Here is a 20,202-nt window from a genome sequence, read left to right as displayed (position 1 = left end):
AGTCGAACATCACCTATCAAGGATGTTCGACATGTTTCTTCTTGCGCTCTGTGCCATCACCTGGCTCGCTCTGCTCGGGTCGTCGGTGTCCCTGTGGGTCCTGCTCGAGCGGCCGCTCGGAGCGAGCGACCTCGTCATCCTCGTGCTCGTCACCACGGCCGCCGCTGCGTTCGCCCGGCTCGGCCTCATCTCCCTGCTCGGTCTCGCGCTGCGGATCCTCCCGCACGGCCGAGTGCGCTCGTGGGTCTCGGCGCTCGCACTGCGCTGGGCGCCGCGCCTGCTCGGATCGACCATCCTCGCCGCCGTCGCAGTCACCGGCACCGCGGTGACCGGCTCCGCTGCCGACCGGGTCCGTGATCCGAGCGCCGAGGCGGTGTCTGCGACCGCAGCCCTCGACCCCGACCGAGCACCCGATCCGGGGTGGCCGACGATCCCCGCGGACCCGCGGGATCCGGGATGGCCGACGACCGGCCCGGACGATGACGATCGCCTCGGCGATCCCCCACCCCCGACGGACCCACCCGACGGGCCCGAGGCCTCCGACGGCGACGGGACCGCTGACGATGCGGACGAGGCCGATGACCGCGATGGATCCGATTCCCCGCGCACGCACGTCGTCACTGCCGGTGAGAGCCTGTGGTCGATCGCGGGCGGGCTCATCGGGGCGGGCGACTCGCAGGCCGAACTCGTCGCTGACATCTACGCGGACAACCGGGAGGCGATCGGGCCCGACCCCGATCTCATCATGCCCGGACAGCGATTGGTCATCCGCTCATGACCGCCCCTCTCGTCCTCAGCCGTCCTCGCCGCGCCGCGCACAGGGCATCCGTCCCGCGACCGCCGACGACACCCGTCGAACCGATCGCCGACGACGCCGACCGCATCGCCGCAACGGCGACGTCGCTGGCCGTCGCCTGTCTCGAGATCTTCGCCGGAGTGCGGAGGAGCGAGTCGATCGGCCGCTGGGTCGATGCGGAACTGCTCGCGAAGATCGACCGGCGCGCGCGGCTGCGTGCGGAGATCGCCCCGGTCTCCACGGTCCGCGACCACGGCGCCGCACGCACACTGCAGGCGGAACGGGTGCGGGTCTGCCGCGTCCACGCGACCGTCGCCGAAGCGACGGTCATGGTCCGCACCCAGTCTCGGTTCCGGGCTGTCGCGGTCCGCCTCGAGCTCATCGCGAACCGGTGGACGATGACGGCTCTGGAGACGATGTGACGATCGCCCCGAGACGGCTCTCGGGGCGATCATCGGACTCAGCGCAGTCTCAGCGCTTGGCCTTCTTCTTCGCCCGGCGCTGCGCGCGGTTGGCCGGCTGCGGTGTTTCGTCGGAATCGGAGGAGTCCTCGGAGACCGCGGTGCCGCCGTCCTCGGAAGGCGCCGAGAGCTGCATCTTCGGGGTCGTGTGGCGCAGCTCCGCCGCATCGACCTCGACCTCGTCGTCCTCCCCGCCGCTGCCTTCCTGGCGGTTGACGGTCACCTGCAGGGTGTCGGTGAGGCGGACGACGTCCTCCTTGATCCCGTCCTGCATGGTCGTGAACATCTCGAAGCCCTCGCGCTGGTATTCGACGAGGGGATCGCGCTGGGCCATCGCCCGCAGCCCGATGCCGTTCTTGAGGTAGTCCATCTCGTAGAGGTGCTCGCGCCAGCGACGGTCGATGACCGAGAGGACGACGCGGCGCTCGAGTTCACGGGTCGCCTCCTCGCCGAGCTCCTCCTCCCGCTGGGCGTAGAAGACCTCGATGTCGGACTGGATCTCCGCATTCAGGCGGTTCTTCGTGAGGTTGCCCAGTCCTCCGACCTCCTCGGCGAGGTCCTCCTCGGTGATCGAGGGGGTGTAGATCTTGCCGAGGGCCTCGAAGAGCTCGTCGACCTTCCACTCCTCGACGGGTCCGGTCGTCGCCGCCTGGACGTAGGCGTCGATGACCTGCTCGCGGAAGCTCGCGACCTGGTCGGCGAGATCCTCACCGTCGAGCACCTTCCGCCGCTCGTCGTAGATGACGGTGCGCTGCCGGTTGAGGACGTCGTCGTACTTGAGCACGTTCTTGCGCTGTTCGGCGTTGCGCTGCTCGATCTGCGTCTGGGCCGAGAGGATGGCGCGGGTGACCATCTTCGATTCGAGCGGAACGTCATCGGGGACATTGGCCGTGGCCATGATCCGCTCCGCCGCTCCCGAACCGAACAGGCGCATGAGGTCGTCGGTGAGCGAGAGGTAGAACCGGCTCTCGCCCGGATCCCCCTGGCGTCCCGAACGGCCGCGCAGCTGGTTGTCGATGCGCCGCGACTCGTGGCGTTCGGTGCCGAGGACGTAGAGTCCGCCGAGTTCGACGACCTCTGCGGCCTCCGCCTCGACCTTCTCCTCCGCCTCGGCGAGGACCTCCTGCCACTGCGCCTCGTACTCCTCGGCGTCGTCGACGGGGTCGAGCCCGCGCTTCTCCATCTCGGACACGGCGATGAACTCGGCGTTGCCGCCGAGCATGATGTCGGTGCCGCGGCCAGCCATGTTCGTCGCCACAGTGACCGCGCCCTTCCGGCCGGCCAGCGCGACGATCGCCGCCTCACGCGCGTGGTTCTTGGCGTTGAGGACCTCGTGGCGCACCCCGCGCTTGGCGAGGTGCTTCGAGAGGTACTCGCTCTTCTCGACGCTCGTCGTGCCCACGAGCACCGGCTGACCGGTCTCATGGCGTTGGACGATGTCGTCGACGACGGCGTCGAACTTCGCGACTTCGTTCTTGTAGACGAAGTCCGGCTGGTCGACGCGCTGCATCGGCTTGTTCGTCGGGATGGGGACGACGCCGAGCTTGTAGGTCGACATGAACTCCGCGGCCTCGGTCTCGGCGGTGCCGGTCATGCCCGAGAGCTTGTCGTAGAGCCGGAAGTAGTTCTGCAGCGTGATCGTCGCCAGGGTCTGGTTCTCGGCCTGGACCTTGACCTTCTCCTTGGCCTCGATCGCCTGGTGCAGGCCCTCGTTGTAGCGCCGCCCCTTGAGCACACGTCCGGTGTGCTCGTCGACGATGAGGACCTCGCCGTCGAGGAGGACGTAGTCCTTGTCCTTCTTGAACAGCTCCTTGGCGCGGATGGCGTTGTTGAGGAAGCTGATGAGCGGAGTGTTCTCCGCGTCGTAGAGGTTGCCGATGCCGAGGTAGTCCTCGACGCGCTCGATGCCGGGTTCGAGGACGCCGACGGTGCGCTTCTTCTCGTCGACCTCGTAGTCCCGGTCGGCCTTGAGGCGGCCGACGACCTTGGCGAACTCCTCATACCATCGGTTCGCGTCGCCCTCGGCGGGGCCGGAGATGATGAGCGGGGTGCGGGCCTCGTCGATGAGGATCGAGTCGACCTCATCGACGATGGCGAAGGAATGGCCGCGCTGGACGAGCTCCTCGGCCGACCACGCCATGTTGTCGCGGAGGTAATCGAAGCCGAACTCGTTGTTCGTGCCGTAGGTGATGTCCGCGGCGTACTGCTTCCGTCGCTCGTCGGCGGGCATGTTCGCCTGGATGCAGCCCGTCTCCATCCCGAGGAAGCGGAAGACGCGGCCCATGAGCTCCGACTGGTAGGTCGCGAGGTAGTCGTTGACGGTGATGATGTGGACGCCGCCGCCGGTGAGCGCGTTGAGGTAGGCGGGGGCCGTGGCCACGAGCGTTTTGCCCTCACCGGTCTTCATCTCGGCGATGTTGCCGAGGTGGAGTGCGGCTCCGCCCATGAGCTGGACGTCGAAGTGCCGCATGCCCAGTGTCCGGCCCGAGGCCTCGCGCACCGCGGCGAAGGCCTCCGGCAGCAGCGAGTCGAGTGATTCGCCGTCCTCAACGCGCTTGCGGAAGCGGTCGGTCTCCTCGCGCAGCTCGGCGTCGGACATCTCGCCGAACTCGTCGGACAGCGCATTGATCGCGTCCGTGTACCGGCGGAGCTTCTTGAGCGTGCGGCCCTCACCGGTGCGCAGAAGCTTCTCGAGGATATTAGCCACTTCTCTCCTAAACGGCGCTGGACGCCTGACGACAACTCGAACGACTGTATAGTCCCTAGCTTAATGGCACGTGAGTGCCCGCCACATCCAGTGCGTCCGCCCCGAGCCACCTCCCCATCGCCGAAAGCTCCGCCACGAGCTCGTCGCAGTGCTCCTCGCCGGGCTCCCAGGTCACCCGGTGGGCGCGGAGGACCCCGGCCGCCCGATCGCGGTGGAGGTCGACGCGTCCGACGAGTCGATCGCCGAGGAGGAAGGGCAGGACGTAGTATCCGTGGACCCGCTTCGCGGCCGGGGTGTAGATCTCGATCCGGTAGTGGAAGCCGAAGAGCCATTCGATGCGCCGTCGGTAGAAGACGAGGGGGTCGAAGGGGGCGAGCAGCGCCCGCGCCGCGACGGTGCGCGGAGTCCTCGCCGCGTGCCACTTGAGCGCCGGAGTGCCCTCGACGTCGACCTCGACGAGCTCCCCCGTGGCGAGGAGGACCTCGATGGCCGCATCGGTCGGGGCCTGCAGCTGGCGGAAGTAGTCGGCCAGACAGTCGGGTCGGGCGACCCCGAGGGCGCGGGCGGCGATCCGGGTGAGCGCGAGGACGTCGTTGTCCTTGCCCGAGATCCCCCGTCGGCGCGCCGCGTCCGATGTGCGCAGACCGAGCTCGGGGTCGGCGTCCGTGCCGTAGGACAGCGGAGTCTCCCCGAGCAGGGGGCTGACGTCGCGGGGCAGGGCGTAGAGGCGTTCGAAGTGGTCGTTGCGTCCGGCCGCGCTCACTGCTCCCGCCGCGAACAGGGCCTCGAGCGCCATCTTCACCTGACTCGGATTCCAGCCCCAGTGGCCGCGGTGGCGTTCGGGGATCTCGTGGTCGACGAGCTCGGCGGCGGTGCGCGCGGTCTGCGGACCCGCTGCCAGTGCGTCGAGGAGTGCTGACTGCAGGCGGCGGAACTCCTCTCCGGTCTGCGGGTCGCGCTGCCCGTAGTCGTTGCGCCACCATTCGGCGCGGCTGCGGTCGAAGTGCCGCCAGGTCTCCGGGGGGGGGGGGGGGGGGGGGACGAACGCCGCGGCGTGCGCCCAATACTCCACGCCCATCCGCGGCGCACGGTAGAGCAGACGGTCGAGACGGGCGCGCTCGTAGGGTCCGAGCCGGGAGCAGAAGGGAAGGTAGTGGGAGCGCACGACCCGGGCGACGGAGTCGATCTGCGCCAGCCCCATCCGGGCGAACGTCGCCTTGAGATGACGAGCGGTGACCTGCTCCGGTCGCGGGCGGTCGAGGCCGGTGGCGGCGATCGCGGTCCTCCGCGCCGCTGCGAGAGACATTCGCTGCATGGGCCCACCCTAGGCCACGGCACCGACACGGCGGTCTCGGCACTCTTGTGAGCGCGCCGGTCCGGCGGGCATCGAGAGCCGGGGACGAGCGATGACCGAACGGCTGAGGCGGATCGGCCGAACGGCCGAGGTGGGAGGGCTTCCTGCCGGGAAGGATGGGAGACCCAAGCGGACAACTGCACAGAACAGGACATCACCATGAAGAAGGTCGTCATCGCCCTCACGCCACCCTCTCCGTCTTCGCCGTCGGCATCGGCGCGCTCTTCCTCTGGGAGTACCGGTCGAAGGCCCAGCTCGAGGCACAGGTCGAGGACTACCTCGGCGCCTGCGATCTCTCCCCGACGGCGATGGACGTCCGCGGCCGCCCCTACATCCTCTCCGCGATGTCGGACCGGGCGGAGCTCACCTACGTCGACATCGCCCCGCAGCCGGGCATGACGAAGGACCAGCTGCTCATCCAGGAGCTCAAGGACGGCAGCGCCGAGCGCGTCCGCCGCTTCGTCACCTTCGCCTACCCCTCGCAGGATGCCGCCCCGATCACCGAATCGGACGGGTCCTTCTCGGATCGCGCGCGCATCGACGGCACCCCGGTGACGTTCTCGGGAACCGCCGCCGACGGCACGCTCACGGTCTTCGCCGACGGCCGACCCATGGGTGAGCTCAGGCTCCCGCGCGACGTCGCACTCCGGGGCGTGTTCGCCAACGAGGCCGGGGTCGCCGCCGAGCTCGAATACGCCGCGAACCTCTGCGGATGAGTCAGCCGCGGCGACTAGACTGGGACGCGATGAAGACCGTCCTGCCCTGGCTGTGGATCGCGCCGCTGCCGCTCACCCTCCTCCTCGATGTCACATCGGACGGAGGCTGGCCGATCCTCGTCGGCAACCTCGTCGCCGTCACGGTCGCGCTGCCCGCGCTCTGGCTCGGGCAGCGCGCCGCCGCACCGCGTCCCGCCTTCCTCCGCCTCGCTGCCGCAGCACTCATCGTCGCAGCCGGCGTCGTCGCCGTCTCCCAGCTGCTCAGCCTCACAGTGCTCTGGCTCTCGCTCGTCGCCCTCGCACACCTCTCCCGCCGCTTCACCGACCCGCTGTCGGTGGGCCTCCTCACCGTCCTCGCCCTCACCGCGGTCGTCGTTCCCGGTCTCATCCCCGGCGACGGCCTCACCTTCGCCTTCGGTGCCTCGACGCTCGTCGTCGCGGCACTGGCTCTGGGTCTGCTCATGCGGATGTTCGACCGTTCCCTCCATCAGCGCCAGGCCACCGCCGCCGAGGCGGAGCGCCGTCGCATGGCCACCGACCTCCACGACCTCGTCGCCCACGAGGTCACCGGGATCGTCGTCCTCGCCCAGGCCGCCTCGCGCGCAGAGGATCCGTCCGTGCTGCGGGCAGCGCTCGGGCGCATCGAGGAATCGGGGTCGCGTGCCCTCGAGGAGATCCGCTCCCTCGTCGCCTCCCCGGCCGGCACCGCCGCCGCGGCACCGACGGCACCGACCGCGCCGACCGCTGCGGGACCCGAGGCGCTCGAGCGGCGCCTCGAGGAGTTCGGCGCCAGCGACGACGCCTCGACGCAGAGCGGCATCGACCTCCCAGAGCCCGTGCCGACCGCCGTGTGGGCGACGCTCGACCGCGTCCTCGTCGAGGCTCTGACGAACGTCCGTCGGCACGCGGGCCCGGGGGCGCACGTGTCCATGACGATCGCGAGCTCTCCCGACGCCGTCGCCCTCACCGTTGAGAGCACCGGAGGCCTCGGCGGCATCGGCCGCGGCGGCGGGACCGGTCTGCACGGTCTGCGGACCCGGGTCGAGGACCTCGGCGGGGACTTCGCTGCCGGCCTGATCGACGGTTCCTGGCGGCTGCGCGCCCGACTCCCGCTCGCCGCAGCCCCTCCGTCCGGCGGCACCCTCTCGCCCGGCGACGCCCCGTCGCCCGGCGGCGCCCCGTCCGCACATGCCCGCCCCCACACCCCCGAGAGCGGAGACCGCCCATGATCAGAGTCCTCGTCGTCGACGACCAGGAGATGGTGCGGATGGGCTTCACGCTCATCCTCGACGCCGATCCTGAGATGACCGTCGTCGGCCAGGCCGCCGACGGGGTCGAGGCGATCGGTCTGGCGAAGTCCGAGGATCCCGATGTCATCCTCCTCGACATCCGCATGCCCCGCCTCGACGGACTCGCAGCCCTCCCCCGGCTCACCCCGCTGGCGAAGGTCATCATGGTGACGACCTTCGACGACGAGGACTACGTCGACTCCGCACTCGCCGGCGGAGCCAGCGGCTTCCTCCTCAAGGACGCCGGCCCCGACCTGCTGCTCGCCGGGGTCCGTGCCGCGGCCGCCGGCGACGCCCTCATCTCCCCCTCGCTCACCCTCGACCTGCTCAGCCGTCGCACGGGGTCGGCCCCTGCCCACGACGACCGGGTCGCGCGGCTGAGCGACCGCGAGGCCGAGGTCGCCCGCCTCGTCGCGACCGGACGGACGAATCAGGAGATCGGGGCCGAGCTCTTCATCTCCCTCGGCACCGTCAAGACGCATCTGGCGAACATCCAGGCGCAGCTGGGGGCGCGCAACCGGGTCGAGGTCGCCGCTGCGATGTGGGAGTCGGGAGCGATGAATCAGCCGAACGGCTGAGTGCCTCCGGCCACGCGGCCGATCGAATCCGCCTCGGCGCCGACGAGGATGGATCCCATGAACTCAGAACCGATGACACTCTCATCCCACGACGTCACTGCCGCCCCGACGCGGCGCCCCCGCCGCATCGCCGCCCTCGATGTCCTGCGCGGCTTCGCCCTGTGCGGGATCATCCTCGTCAACCTGCCGCCGCTCTTCGGGCTCAGCTCCGTCACCGCCGACGGCGAGGTCCTCCCCCTCTACGCACTCAGTCAGGACCTCGTCCAGAACCGCTTCTTCCCGATCTTCTCGTTCCTCTTCGGCATCGGCTTCGGCATCATGTGGCTCTCGGCCAGCCGTCGCAGCCCCCGCCCTCGCCTCGCGCTGCTGCGCCGATTCCTCTTCCTCGGCGTCCTCGGCGCCCTCCACATGCTCCTGCAGCCCGGCGAAGCGCTCCTGCCCTATGCGATCGCCGCGCTCGTCGTCCTCCTGCCCTCGACGTGGATCCCCTCCCGCCTGCTCGCGCCGGTGACGGCCTCCGTCGGTGCGCTCCTCCTTCTCGCCGGCGTCGCGACCGGCGGCGGTATGGCCATCATCCCGGGACTCTTCCTCGTCGGCTTCGCCAGCGGCTACACCGACCTCGTCCGCCGCAGCCTGGCGCGCCCCGGTCTCCTCGCCCTCACCGGGGGCCTGGCCGCCGCCGTCACGGTCGCAGGCTTCCTCCTCACGGACTTCCAGACCCGGCAGATCGACCAGTGGATCAACGCCTCACTCGGCATGACGATGGCTCTGAGCTTCGTCACCGGCATCATGCTCCTCATGCGCACCCCCGCCGAGGCGGTGCTCACCCCCGTGCTCGCCCCGCTGGGTCGGATGGCGCTGAGCAACTACATCGGCGCAACCCTCCTCCTCGTCGGCGTCCGCTTCCTCGTCCCCGACCTCGCCGCGTTCGACGACCAGGGCGGCTACCTCGCCGGACTCGTCGTCTGCGCCGGGATCCTCGCCCTCCAGATCGTCGTCTCCGCGCTGTGGCTGCGCGTCTTCTCGCAGGGCCCGCTCGAGCGCCTCTGGCGCCTCGTCACGTGGGGTCGCGGCAGGACCGAGAGCGCTCCCGCGTCCGCGCACTGACAACCGAAGGGCGGCCATCCCCGTGGGGACGGCCGCCCTGTCCGTGCGCCGACTCGCAGTCGGTGCCGGCGCGCCCGAGCGCGCAGGCTCGACGTCTCAGTCCGTCAGCGCCTCTTCCGGGGCGAGCTCCTCATCGAGGGCGATGACGCCGTAGCTCCAGCCCTTGCGGCGGTAGACGACCGAGGGCTTCTGCGAGGCCTCGTCGATGAAGAGGTAGAAGTCGTGTCCGACGAGCTCCATCCGGTTGAGCGCCTCCTCGATGCCGATCGGGGCGGCAGCGAACGACTTCTCACGAAGGACGACCGGGGAGTCGCCCTCGGCCTTGATCCGTCCGTTCGTCCGATCGGGGCCTGCGGCCGCGTCGGTCTCGGCGGACTCCGTCCCACCGTCTGTGGGGACGATCGGGTCGGCCACGGGCATCTTCGCGAGCGCCTCAGCGGTCGACTCCTTGCGGTGATGGCCGGCACGGGACACCTTGTTCCGGTCTCTGGCCCGTCGGAGTCGTTCGACGAGCTTCGCCCAGGCGAGGTCGAGGGCGGCGTACTTGTCACTGGCCATCGCCTCGGCGCGGATCACCGGACCCTTCGCCACGACGGTGAGCTCGACCCGCTCACTCGTCTCCGGCTGCCGCGTGTTCTTGTCGTGAGCGACGTGGACCTCGACACGCTGCGCCCTCGGTGCGAGCTGCTCGACCTTGGCGATCTTGTCTTCGATGTGCGCGCGAAAGCTGTCGGAGATGGTCAGTTGGCGTCCGGTGACAACAATGTCCATGATGGGTCCTTAGCGACTCGTTCTTCGGAGGAATCCGATCCCATTCCCTTGGATGGGTAAACACCGTTATACAGTAAAGGGAGAGACAAATCGAGTGCCCCCACGGCCGAGCCCGATGACCGCGGCTGCAGTGGGCCTGACCTGCACCGATGTCAAGACGCGTGTGCTTTCGGCCAAGGTTGCGCCGGTGGTCGAGAAATCGTCGACGAGCAGCGTCGTCGGCATTTCCCGGCCGATCTCGGCGGCGTAGTCGGGAATGAGGAATTGCGACTGCCGGGCATTCTCCGCCCGGGCGTGGGCGCCGAGTCCGACCTGATCGTGTCGTCGCCTCGCGACGAGGACGTCGGCGACGACGAGCGAGAGCTCCGGTGAGAGCGCTGCCGCGCGGCGCGCGAGGACTGCGGTGTGCGACCCGCCGCGACGCCGCTTCGCCTGCTCCGAGCTCGGGGCGGGCACGACGCGCACCGGGCCGCCGGAGTGGCCGACGAGGTCGAGGGCCGCGACGATCGAACGGGCGAGGCCGAGCGCGAGGGGGTCGAGGATGTCGCGCCGCCCATTGTCCTTGAAATTGACCACCATGTGGGACAGGCGCGAATTGTATTCCGAGACCCCGACGACGGGCAACGTGGCGTACCGCGTCTCCATCGCCCGCGGGATCCCGCCGAGGAGCTGGAGGCACGTCGTGCACAGCGAGACGGTCTCCCGCCCGCATCCCGCGCAGCGCCGCGGCAGGAAGAGTTCGGAGAGCTCGCTGAGCAGACCCATGTCCGTCCTCAGCCGGGGTAGGCGGGATCCTTGGCGGTGACGTCGATGAGCTTCTGCCACGCGTTGGAGTTGTACGAGTAGATCTCCCCCGCGCTGCTCGTGACGAGGATCGATCGACCGTCCTCTCCGGCGGCGATGCGGTCCCCGCCGCCGGGCAGCTGTCCGAGCTGCTCGGGTGGTCCGGAGACGCCGACGCGGTAGGGCTGGACGGTCTCCCCCGGCAGCTGGGCGAGTGCGGCGAGCGAGGTCGAGCCCGCCCAGGAGATGTCCCTGATCTCCGTGAAGTACGAGCCGACCTGGAGCGGGGCGTCGGCGAGCGCGGACGACGGGTTGCCCGCCCGGTCGCGGGGAATGCCGACGACGTCGATGCGCGCGGGCTCGCTGCCCTGCCGGCTGAGCACCGCGAGCCGTGTGCCGTCGCGGGAGACCTCGAGGTCGAGCAGGTCCCGACCGGAGAGGAAGTCCGCGGACACCCGGTAGACCTCGTCGTCGCGGCCGACGGCGATGATCTCGCCCTTGTTCTTCCGCTCCCCCGTCCAGATCGTGTTGAAGCGGTCGATGCTCGGGCCCTCGAGCGACTCACCGCTGAGCACGGTGCGCGCTTCGGACGAATCGGCTTTGAGACGGCGGAGGTTCTTCCCGCCCTCGGAGAGGTAGGAGTAGATCGAGTCGTCGAAGGACACGGCCGGGTCGCTCGCCTCGGCGCCCTTGAGGTCCGGACTGTTCTCCACCCTCGCCACGGTCGTGCCCGAGATCCGGGAGATCCGGTTCTCGGCGATGACGACCGGCGGTCCGTCGACCTGGACCGAGGAGTCGGTCTTCGGCTGCAGGCTCTCCGAGACGACCTGACCGCCGATGCTCAGCTCGACGCTCGAGATCGAGGGGATCGCTTTGAGGGTGGAGGAGATCTGCTGGCGGATGAGCCCCTTCTCCCTGTCCGTCGGTGCCGGGGTGAGGTTGCCGAGCGAGACTCGGGCGACTCCGCTCTCGATGGTCACGACGTTCGAGTCGGCGAGCTTCGCCCCGTCGGGAGCCGCTGTGACGACGGCGCCGGCGAGGTAGGGGGCGGGACCGGCGAGGAGTTCGTTGATGATCGCCGTCGGCGTCGACGAGGAGCGGAGGAACCACCGCGAGTCGGGCACGAGATAGGAGAAGTCGGAGGTGAAGAACTCGAGCGAGTAGTTGAGGAAGATCGTGCGGAACGTCGTGCGGGAGACGAGGAGTCCGTTGGGCGCCGAGGAGATCCGCCACTCCCCGTTCTCCTGCCGGAGGGAGAACTCGAGGTTCGACCGCGTGTTCGGCGTCGCCGAGGAGAAGACCCCTGAGGAATCGACGATGCCGACGACGGGGGCGGACATCGTCAGCGTCTTCTGATCCGAGGTCACCTCGTAGTTGAGGGAGTCGATGTCCGTGTCGCCGGGGAGCACGGAGACGGAGGCGAGCGGATTCCACTCCTGGGCCTCGGCCTCGGTGAGGAACGACTTCGCGACGGCGAAGTTGTTGCCGGTTCCGGCACCCGCGGCGAGGAAGCCGCGGACGATCTCACCGACGCTGTCGCCGGGTTTCGGCCCGTCGGGGATGCGCGCGCTGTCGGCGCCGGGGTCGTTCGATCGGGCCTCGAGGTGCCCGACGGGTGAGCTCGTCGGGATCGACGAGCACGCCGAGAGCACGAGCCCGAGCAGCACAGCGAGGACGATGGCGGCGAGTCGCCGCAGGTGTCCGGTCGTCGTCATGGGCGTCCCTCCTGTGTCTCCGCGGGCGGTTCCTCGACCGTGCCGGTCGCTGCCGTCGCCGGCTGCTGTGCCGCCGCGTGCCGTGCCCCCGACTGCTCCGGGGCGGTTGCGGCGGCAGCGGGCGCTGCCTGCGCGGTGCGACCGCCCGACCTCTCCGGCGCAGCGTCCGCGTCGGGTTCGGTCTCGACGACGATCGGGATCGATCCGGTCTGGATCCGCACCGAACCGTCGGATGACAGCGGCCCGGCGACGAGCGCGGCACCGCGGATCTGGGCGTCGCGCGGCGGCAGAGGCAGCGGCGAGGAGGTGATCTCCTGGTCCGGTCGCCGGGGGATCGTCAGCCGGAAGCACGACCCCTCCCCCGGGTTGCCCCACACCTGGAGCCAGCCGTTGTGGAGGTGCGCGTCCTCGAGCGAGATCGCCAGGCCGAGGCCCGAACCGCCCAGGGTCCGCTTGCGCGCGGGGTCGGCCCGCCAGAACCGGTCGAAGACGTGCTCGACCTGCTCCTCGTTCATGCCCACGCCGTGGTCGCGCACGCTCACCGCCACCGCCTCGGCGTTCGAGGCGACGTAGACGTCGATCGGCTTGCCCTCGCCGTGCTCGATGGCGTTGACGACGAGGTTGCGGATGATCCGGGTGATGCGCACGCGGTCGATCTCGGCCATCACCGGCGACGAGGGGGCGTGGACGACGATGTGCGTCGACATCTGGTCGGCGACCATCGAGACGTTCTCGATGACCGAGGTGACGATCGCGCAGACGTCGACGGGTTTGGCGACGAGGGCGGCGGCGCCGGCATCGTAGCGGGAGATCTCGAGCAGGTCCGAGAGCAGGCTGTCGAAGCGCTCGGCCTGCGAGTTGAGCAGCTCGGCGCTGCGGGCGGTGACCGGGTCGAGGTCGTCGCGGGCATCGTAGATGAGGTCCGCGGCCGCGCGGATCGTCGCGAGCGGCGTGCGCAGCTCGTGGGAGACGTCGGAGACGAACTGCCGCTGAAGCACGGACAGCCGTTCCATCTGCTGGATCTGGTGCTGGAGGGTGTCGGCCATGTCGTTGAAGCTCTCCCCGAGCACGGCGATCTCGTCGTTGCCGTGGACGGGCATCCGCTCGTCGAGGTCGCCGTCGGCGATGAGCCTGGCCACCTCGGCGCCGGTGCGCACGGGGGTGACGACGAGCCGGGTGACGATCCACGCGACCGCGCCGACGAGGACGACGAGGACGAGGGCGGCGACGAGCATCGAGCGCTGGACGAAGTCGAGCGTGTTCTGCTGCTCGCGGAGGTCGCCCAGGTAGTAGAGCTGGAACTGCCCCGCACCGGGGATCGTCAGCTCCTGGGTGATGAGCAGGCCCGGTCCCGCATCGCCGGGCAGACTCACCGACTGGTAGAGCATGTCATCGGTAGGGGCCTGTCCGATGGCCGCCTGGAGATCGTCGCTGACGGGCATCGCCGACACGGAGCCTGCGGAGGAGTCCATGCCCGCGCTGATCGTCGAGAACGCGGAGTTCGGGTCCTTCGGCTCGAGCGAGAGCGCGTAGACGGACCCGGTCGACCGGTTGTAGATCGACGACAGCTGCGCTGAGAGGTTCTCCTGGGTGATCGCCTGCCCGTCGGCGGGGGCGACGCTGCGCAGCTCGGAGACGATGTTCGACGCCTGCCCGGAGAGCGAGTCGAGTCGGGTGTCGAAGAGTCCGCGGGAGATCTGCTGGGACATGTACGTCCCGACGCCGAAGATCGCCACCGAGGTGAGGATGATGGTGAGGACGACGATGCGGACCTGGAGGGAATAGCTGAAGGACCTGCGGACGAACTCCCAGAACGTCTTCAGACTCTCAGCGGTGGTGCGGAGGGCTCCGCGCACGGCGGAGGAGGGTTTCACGCGGCTCGGCCTGCCTTGTATCCGACGCCGCGCACCGTGACGATGATGTCCGGCTTCTCCGGGTCACGTTCGATCTTCGAGCGCAGACGCTGCACGTGGACGTTGACGAGGCGGGTGTCCGCCGCGTGCCGGTATCCCCAGACCTCCTCGAGCAGGGTCTCCCGGGAGAACACCTGCCACGGCTTGCGAGCGAGCGCGACGAGGAGGTCGAACTCGAGCGGGGTGAGCGAGATCGGCGCCCCGCCCTTGGTCACGGTGTGGCCGGCGACGTCGACGACGACATCGCCGACGGTGAGCAGTTCGGGGGCCTGGGGTTCGGAGATCCGCAGGCGCGCGCGCACGCGTGCGATGAGCTCCTTGGGCTTGAACGGCTTGGGCACGTAGTCGTCGGCACCGGATTCGAGTCCGAGGACGACGTCGACGGTGTCGGACTTCGCGGTGAGCATGATGATGGGGACGGACGAGACCTCGCGGATCTCACGGCACACTTCGAGTCCGTCCTTGCCCGGGAGCATGAGGTCGAGGAGGACGAGATCGGGTCCCACCTTCTGGAACTCGTCGAAGGCCTGGTCGCCGGTCGCGCAGAAGAAGGGCTCGAAGCCCTCGCTCTTGAGCACGATTCCGATCATCTCGGCCAGGGCCGTGTCATCATCAACTACGAGGATACGCGCGTTCATACCCCTATTGTCGCCCAAAGTCCGGTGAAGTTTCGACCATGACACTCTCCCCCTGACTTCCATGGCAGGATTGAGGGTGATGGGACGCACGAACGCATGGACTTCGCAGGTCAACTGGCATACGGGCCGGTGGCAGACCCGCGGTCCCGCTCCCGGTCCGCAGCCGTGGTCACCGCCGCTGAGGCGAGGGATCCTCGCGAAGCGGCCCCTGACGTTCTTCGAGGTCCTCGACTCCGGCTTCCGCCTGCTCCGCTTCGCCCCCGGACCGGCGATCGGCGCCCCGCTCATCGTGCTCAGCCTCTGGACCCTCCTGCTCACCGCAGTCGGCACCGGTCTCGCCCTCACCTTCCTCCCCTTCCTCCGCGACCTCATGGGCAACGACGAGGCGCTCTCCGGGTTCTCCCTCCTCGCCCAGCTCGGGTCGTTCGTCTTCAGCCTCCTCAGCCTCGGCCTCGTCCACTTCCTCGCCGGGCTCACCGTCCCCGCCGCTGAGGCCTCCTTCGGGGCGAGGCGGATGGGGTTGGCCGAATCATGGCGGGCGCTGCGCGGCCGGCGGTGTCGTCTCGTCCTCGCCGCCGGACTCATCACCGGCATCGACCTCGGACTCCTCCTCGTCCTCCTCGTCCCCGCGACCCTGCTCAGCCTCGCCGAGGCGACCGTGCCCGCCGTCGTCGTCGGCGTCCTCTCCCTCCTCCTCTGGGTCTGCGCGGTCGTCTGGGTCAACCTCCGCCTCGCACTCGTCGGCACGGCCATCGGCGCCGAGGGGCTGCGCGTGCCCGCGGCCGTGGCCCGGTCATGGCGGCTCACCGGTCGCGGCCTCTGGCGCCTGCTCGGTCAGCTCGGTCTCGGCTACGTCCTCTCCAACCAGCTCATCCAGCTCATCCTCAGCCCGTTCCTCCTCGTCGTCACCACCCTCGCCGTCATCGGCCTCGCCGCCGCCGAGGGCGACGTCGCGGTGATGACCGCGATCGGCATCGTCGTCGGGGCAGTCGTGCTCGCCCTGACGACGATCTCCTCGGCTGTCCTCTTCGGCTACTTCTCGTGCCTCGTGTGCGCGTGCTACTTCGATGCCAGGATGCGCGGCGAGGGCTACGACCTCGTCCTCATCCGCGGTGAGGAGGAGCGCAGCGCATGAACACTGCCGCCGTCCTCGCCGCCGCCCCCGTCGACCGCGACACCGGGCGGAGGTGGCTCGAGGAGGAGCTGCGCCGCGACGAGTACTCCGCGACCGACCTCACCCCGCTCGAACGACTCGGCCGCTGGGTCGACGACATGCTCTCCGGGCTCGTCTCCGCCGCTCTTAGCGGGAACTCCCCGTGGCTCCTCCTCCTCGTCGTCCTCGCCCTCGCAGCGATCGTCGTCCTCATCGTCTGGCGGGTCCGGCGCCTCGGCCTGCGCCGGGTGCAGGTGCCCGTGAGCGCCTTCGACGCCGTCGTCGCCGCCCCGCAGCCGCAGCCGTGGCGACAGAGCGCGCAGGCCGCAGCGGACCGCGGGGACCTCCGCACCGCCGTCGCCGACCAGGCACGCGCGATCTTCGCCGTCCTTGCGCTGCGCGGCGTCGTCGACCTCGACGACGCGGCCACCGCGAGCGAACTCGCCCGCACCGCAGGCCGGGCCGTCCCCTCCCGTGCGGAGGACCTCGACCGGGTCGCCGAGGTCTTCAACGACCTCGTCTTCGGCGAGGAGTCGGCACCGCAGCGTTCGGACGACGAACTGCGCGCGCTCTTCGCACAGTTCGTCAGCCTCGACGCCGCTCTCTCCCGCCTCCCCGCGGGCCCACAGACGGGAGCGCTGCGATGAGCGCCTCCCTCGACGTCGCCGCCCGCGGCACCCACAACGCCCCCACCGTGGGTCTGCGGACCCGGATGCGCTCGGCCGGGGTGTGGATCGTCGGCGTCGCCGTCGTCCTCCTCACCGTCATCGTCACGATGCTCCTCGGCGACGACGGACAGCCAGCCGACCCCCTCCACTTCGATTCGACGCAGCGCGACGGCACGAAGGCGCTCATCGAGACGCTGCGCGACCACGGCACGCAGGTGAGCACGACAGAGGACGCCCAGGAGGCCCGGGAGGCCAGCGCCGTGCCGGGTACGACGCTGCTCATCCTCACCGGCGCCGAGGGACTCTCCCGGGGCGACGTCGACGGCCTCACCTCGGCGCTGGCCTCCCAGGGCAACCGGCTCGTTCTCGTCGACCCAGGCGTCGCGGTCGCACGCTTCACCGCGCGCCTCGCCGCCGACGCCGACTCCGACCCGCTCGCCCAGCCCGATGCGACCTCCCCGCCCGACTGCCCGCTGCCCGCGGCCCGTGCCGCCGGCGAGGTGAGCACCGGGCAGACCCGCTACGAGCCGGTCGACGGCGCCACCGTGTGCTATCCCTTCACCGGTCCGGGCGTCGACGAGCAGACGAGTCCTGCGGGTCAGCTCGTCGTCGACGACGGCGGCCGGTTCCCCGTCACCGTCCTCGGCAACCCCGCATGGGTGAGCAACGGGACGATCACCGAGGACGGCAACGCGGCGCTTGCCCTCTCGACGCTCTCGCAGACCGACCGCCTCGTCGTCTACTACCCGCGCCCGGACGCCTCCGGGGACGCTCCGCCGTCGACGCTCGACTACGTGCCGGACTGGTTCATCGCCGGCACCGTATGGATGCTGCCCTGCCTCATCGTCGTCCTCCTCGTCGCCGGCCGCCGCTTCGGCCCGCTCGCCGTCGAACGCCTCCCCGTCGTCGTCCCCGCCGTCGAGACCGTCCACGGTCGTGCCGCACTGGCCGAACGCAGCGGCGACCGCCTCGGCGCCCTCCACGCCCTGCGCACCGCCGCCCTGCTGCGCATCGCGCGCCGACTGGCACTGAGCTCGGAGGCCGGGCGGGAGGAGATCCTCGCCCGGATGAGCGCGACCACCGGACGCGACCCCACGCAGCTGAGAACGGTGTTCGTCACCGCGGTCCCTGCCGACGACCGCGAGCTCACCGCCCTCGTCGACCTCATCAGCACCATCGAAAGCGAGATCCCATGACCACAGGCCCTCACCCGCACGACCAGGCTCCCCCGGCACCCGCCCGGCCTCCGATGCCTCCCGCCGAGGCGACCCCGCGTTCCCCCGCCGGAGACGCAGCTCCCGGGCAGGGCGGCGACCCCGACCCGCTGCGGGCGGCCTTCGCCGCTGTGCGCGCGGAGATCGGGAAGGCCGTCGTCGGGCAGGACGATGCGGTCACCGGACTGCTCCTCGCGCTCCTGTGCCAGGGCCACGTCCTCCTCGAAGGTGTGCCCGGCGTCGCGAAGACCCTCCTCGTGCGCAGCTTCGCCACTGCTGTCGACCTCGACCACACCCGCATCCAGTTCACCCCCGACCTCATGCCCTCCGACGTCACCGGCTCCCTCGTCTGGGATGCCTCGGCGTCCGACTTCGAGTTCCGTCCCGGCCCAGTGTTCACCAACGTCCTCATCGCCGACGAGATCAACCGCACCCCGCCGAAGACGCAGTCGGCACTGCTCGAGGCGATGGAGGAGCACCAGGTCTCCGTCGGCGGGCGCTCCCGCAGCCTTCCCGAGCCGTTCCTCGTCGCCGCCACACAGAACCCGCTCGAGTACGAGGGCACGTACCCGCTGCCCGAAGCCCAGCTCGACCGGTTCCTCTTCAAGCTCGTCCTCACCCTGCCCGATCGCGACTTCGAGTACGAGATCCTCGACCGCCATGCCCGCGGCTTCGACGCCTCCCAGCTCACGGCCGCAGGGCTGAGGCCCGTCCTCGACGCCGCGATGATCGCCCGGGCCCGCTCGGCGATCGCCGGCGTCCACATCGCCCCGGAGATCATCTCCTACATCGTCGACCTCGCCCGGGCCACCCGGGAGGCGCCGTCGCTGGCCCTCGGCGTCTCCCCGCGCGGGGCGACGCGGATGCTCGCCGCCGCCCGGGCGTTCGCGTGGCTGGGCGGGCGCGACTACGTCACCCCCGACGATGTGAAGTTCCTCGTCCCGATGACGCTCGGCCACCGGGTCATCCTCCGTCCCGAGGCGCAGATGGACGGCCTGAGCGTCTCCCACGTCCTCGACTCGATCGTCGCGACGACCGATGTGCCCCGCTGAATGACCCCGCGCCTGCTCCTCCTCACGGTCTCAGGGATCGTCCCGGTCATGCTCGCCCCCGGCTGGCAGAGCCTGGCGATCACCGCCGGTGTCATCGTCGTCCTCGCCGTCATCGACCGGTTCGCAGCGCCCTCGCCGGCGCTCGTGCGCCTGCAGCGGACCCCGGGTCCGATGGTCCGCCTCGGCGACGACACCCGGTCGACGCTCACCCTCGTCAACGACTCCGATCGGCCGATCCGGCTGCGCGTGCGCGATGCGTGGCCCCCGAGTGCGGGTGCGCACGAGACGAGGACCCGCCTCACCCTGCCCCCGCACGGGACCCGTGAGATCACCACGGTGCTCTCGCCGAGGCGGCGCGGGGCTCTGGCAGCCGACCGGGTCACCCTGCGCACGACGAGCGTCCTCGGGCTCATCGCCCGGCAGAGGAGCGTCGACGTCCCGGCGACGGTCCGCGTCCTCCCGCCCTTCGTCTCCCGCCGGGAGCTGCCCTCGAAGCAGCAGAAGCTGCGCGAGCTCGACGGCCGCTCGGCGGTGATGATCCGCGGCATGGGCACCGAGTTCGATTCGCTGCGCGACTACGTCGACGGCGACGACGTCCGCTCGATCGACTGGCGGGCCAGCGCCCGCGCCCAGGACCTCGTCGTCAAGACGTGGCGACCCGAGCGCGATCGCCGCGTCGTCATCGTCGTCGACTCCTCGCGGCTCGCGGCCAGGCGCAGTGGAGAGGGCACGGTCTTCGACGCCGCCCTCGAATCGGCCCTGCTGCTCACGGCGCTTGCCGCCGGGGCCGGTGATCGCGTCGACGTCATCGTCGCCGACGCTCGGGTGCGGGCCACAGCGTCGAGCCACCGCGCCCACGATCCCGTCCACGACCTCTCCGTGGCGCTCACCCCCGTCGACCCTGAGCTCTATGACGCCAACTGGGAGCAGATCGCCTCGGCCGTGCTCTCATCGACCCGGCAGCGTGCGCTCGTCGTCCTCGTCACCGCCCTCGACGAGGCGACCGTGGCCGAGGAGATCCTGCCCGTGCTGCCCGCCCTCATGGCCCGGCACCGGGTCGTCGTCGCCGCCGTGAGCGATCCCGAGCTCGACGATCTCAGCGCCCGTCGCGGCGATGCGAGCGAGGTCTACACCGCCGCGGCCGCCGCCACCGAGATCCTCACCGTCCGGGCTGTGCGCTCGCGACTGCGCGGCCTCGGCGTCGACTCCGTGGCCGCGGTCCCCGACGATCTCCCCGGGGCCCTGGCCGACCTCTACATCCGGCTGAAGACGAGCGGGAGGCTCTGA

Annotated in this window: 18 protein-coding genes; 11 read left to right on the top strand and 7 right to left on the bottom strand. The window is 70.3% G+C overall.

Annotation, left to right across the window (positions count from 1 at the left end; all coding sequences use genetic code 11):
- Nucleotides 1–31: 31 nt before the first annotated feature.
- Both AC0VYB_RS06285 and AC0VYB_RS06280 read left to right on the top strand, forming a co-directional pair.
- Complete coding sequence (locus AC0VYB_RS06285) at nt 32–778, top strand: LysM peptidoglycan-binding domain-containing protein (protein ID WP_119296547.1); 747 nt, start codon at nt 32–34, stop codon at nt 776–778.
- Nucleotides 775–1,218 (top strand): Rv3235 family protein, encoded by a 444-nt coding sequence (locus AC0VYB_RS06280; protein WP_119296548.1) that lies wholly within the window; start codon nt 775–777, stop codon nt 1,216–1,218. Before AC0VYB_RS06285 ends, AC0VYB_RS06280 begins: the two co-directional genes overlap by 4 nt.
- A 49-nt stretch (nt 1,219–1,267) precedes the next feature.
- On the opposite strand, the gene secA is transcribed toward AC0VYB_RS06280, so the two are convergent.
- Entirely contained in the window at nt 1,268–3,964 is a 2,697-nt protein-coding gene (gene secA, locus AC0VYB_RS06275) for a preprotein translocase subunit SecA (RefSeq protein ID WP_009374864.1), read from the bottom strand.
- A gap of 55 nt (nt 3,965–4,019) precedes the next feature.
- A complete protein-coding gene (locus tag AC0VYB_RS06270) occupies nt 4,020–5,279 on the bottom strand; it encodes a winged helix-turn-helix domain-containing protein (RefSeq protein WP_475385094.1) in 1,260 nt (419 codons plus the stop codon).
- A 155-nt stretch (nt 5,280–5,434) separates the two neighbouring features.
- Here AC0VYB_RS06270 and AC0VYB_RS06265 point away from each other — a divergent pair, with 155 nt between their 5' ends.
- The 4 genes from AC0VYB_RS06265 to AC0VYB_RS06250 are packed head-to-tail and all read left to right on the top strand — an operon-like array spanning nt 5,435 to nt 9,008.
- Nucleotides 5,435–6,034: a hypothetical protein gene (locus AC0VYB_RS06265; RefSeq protein ID WP_119296551.1), complete on the top strand. Its 600-nt coding sequence runs from the start codon at nt 5,435–5,437 to the stop codon at nt 6,032–6,034.
- Nucleotides 6,035–6,063: 29 nt separating this feature from the next.
- Complete coding sequence (locus AC0VYB_RS06260; protein ID WP_162909067.1) at nt 6,064–7,263, top strand: sensor histidine kinase; 1,200 nt, start codon at nt 6,064–6,066, stop codon at nt 7,261–7,263.
- Nucleotides 7,260–7,901 (top strand): response regulator, encoded by a 642-nt coding sequence (locus tag AC0VYB_RS06255; protein ID WP_095375711.1) that lies wholly within the window; start codon nt 7,260–7,262, stop codon nt 7,899–7,901. The genes AC0VYB_RS06260 and AC0VYB_RS06255 overlap by 4 nt, the downstream gene beginning before the upstream one ends.
- Before the next feature lie 57 nt (nt 7,902–7,958).
- Entirely contained in the window at nt 7,959–9,008 is a 1,050-nt protein-coding gene (locus AC0VYB_RS06250; protein ID WP_119296575.1) for a DUF418 domain-containing protein, read from the top strand.
- A 96-nt stretch (nt 9,009–9,104) separates the two neighbouring features.
- Here AC0VYB_RS06250 and hpf read toward each other — a convergent pair whose 3' ends face one another.
- The 5 genes from hpf to mtrA all read right to left on the bottom strand — a co-directional run bounded on the left by hpf (nt 9,105) and on the right by mtrA (nt 14,828).
- The gene (gene hpf, locus AC0VYB_RS06245) at nt 9,105–9,779 is read right to left on the bottom strand and encodes a ribosome hibernation-promoting factor, HPF/YfiA family (RefSeq protein ID WP_009374858.1); all 675 of its coding nucleotides are present in this window, start codon (nt 9,777–9,779) and stop codon (nt 9,105–9,107) included.
- Between the two features lie 66 nt (nt 9,780–9,845).
- Nucleotides 9,846–10,544 carry a ComF family protein gene (locus AC0VYB_RS06240; RefSeq protein WP_095375709.1) on the bottom strand — a complete coding sequence of 233 codons (699 nt, stop codon included), beginning with the start codon at nt 10,542–10,544 and terminating at the stop codon, nt 9,846–9,848.
- Between the two features lie 8 nt (nt 10,545–10,552).
- On the bottom strand, nt 10,553–12,277 hold the full coding sequence (locus AC0VYB_RS06235; protein ID WP_009374856.1) for an LpqB family beta-propeller domain-containing protein: 1,725 nt from the start codon (nt 12,275–12,277) through the stop codon (nt 10,553–10,555).
- Complete coding sequence (gene mtrB, locus AC0VYB_RS06230; RefSeq protein ID WP_131248368.1) at nt 12,274–14,151, bottom strand: MtrAB system histidine kinase MtrB; 1,878 nt, start codon at nt 14,149–14,151, stop codon at nt 12,274–12,276. The genes AC0VYB_RS06235 and mtrB overlap by 4 nt, the downstream gene beginning before the upstream one ends.
- The gene (gene mtrA / locus AC0VYB_RS06225) at nt 14,148–14,828 is read right to left on the bottom strand and encodes an MtrAB system response regulator MtrA (RefSeq protein WP_009374854.1); all 681 of its coding nucleotides are present in this window, start codon (nt 14,826–14,828) and stop codon (nt 14,148–14,150) included. The genes mtrB and mtrA overlap by 4 nt, the downstream gene beginning before the upstream one ends.
- A 79-nt stretch (nt 14,829–14,907) precedes the next feature.
- On the opposite strand from mtrA, the gene AC0VYB_RS06220 reads away from it, so the two are divergent.
- Genes AC0VYB_RS06220 through AC0VYB_RS06200 form a run of 5 tightly spaced genes read left to right on the top strand, consistent with a single transcriptional unit; the run spans nt 14,908 to nt 20,202 of the window.
- The gene (locus AC0VYB_RS06220) at nt 14,908–15,963 is read left to right on the top strand and encodes a hypothetical protein (protein ID WP_475385093.1); all 1,056 of its coding nucleotides are present in this window, start codon (nt 14,908–14,910) and stop codon (nt 15,961–15,963) included.
- A complete protein-coding gene (locus AC0VYB_RS06215; protein ID WP_009374847.1) occupies nt 15,960–16,628 on the top strand; it encodes a DUF4129 domain-containing protein in 669 nt (222 codons plus the stop codon). Before AC0VYB_RS06220 ends, AC0VYB_RS06215 begins: the two co-directional genes overlap by 4 nt.
- Complete coding sequence (locus tag AC0VYB_RS06210; protein WP_009374845.1) at nt 16,625–17,845, top strand: DUF4350 domain-containing protein; 1,221 nt, start codon at nt 16,625–16,627, stop codon at nt 17,843–17,845. Before AC0VYB_RS06215 ends, AC0VYB_RS06210 begins: the two co-directional genes overlap by 4 nt.
- Nucleotides 17,842–18,915: an AAA family ATPase gene (locus AC0VYB_RS06205; protein WP_009374843.1), complete on the top strand. Its 1,074-nt coding sequence runs from the start codon at nt 17,842–17,844 to the stop codon at nt 18,913–18,915. The genes AC0VYB_RS06210 and AC0VYB_RS06205 overlap by 4 nt, the downstream gene beginning before the upstream one ends.
- Nucleotides 18,916–20,202, top strand: coding sequence for a DUF58 domain-containing protein (locus tag AC0VYB_RS06200; protein WP_063249426.1), 1,287 nt, complete (start codon nt 18,916–18,918; stop codon nt 20,200–20,202).

Source organism: Brevibacterium sp. Z349TD_9 (assembly GCF_056173565.1).
The sequence above is the reverse complement of the archived record's forward strand: the minus strand, read 5'-3'. Positions and strand labels throughout refer to the sequence as shown.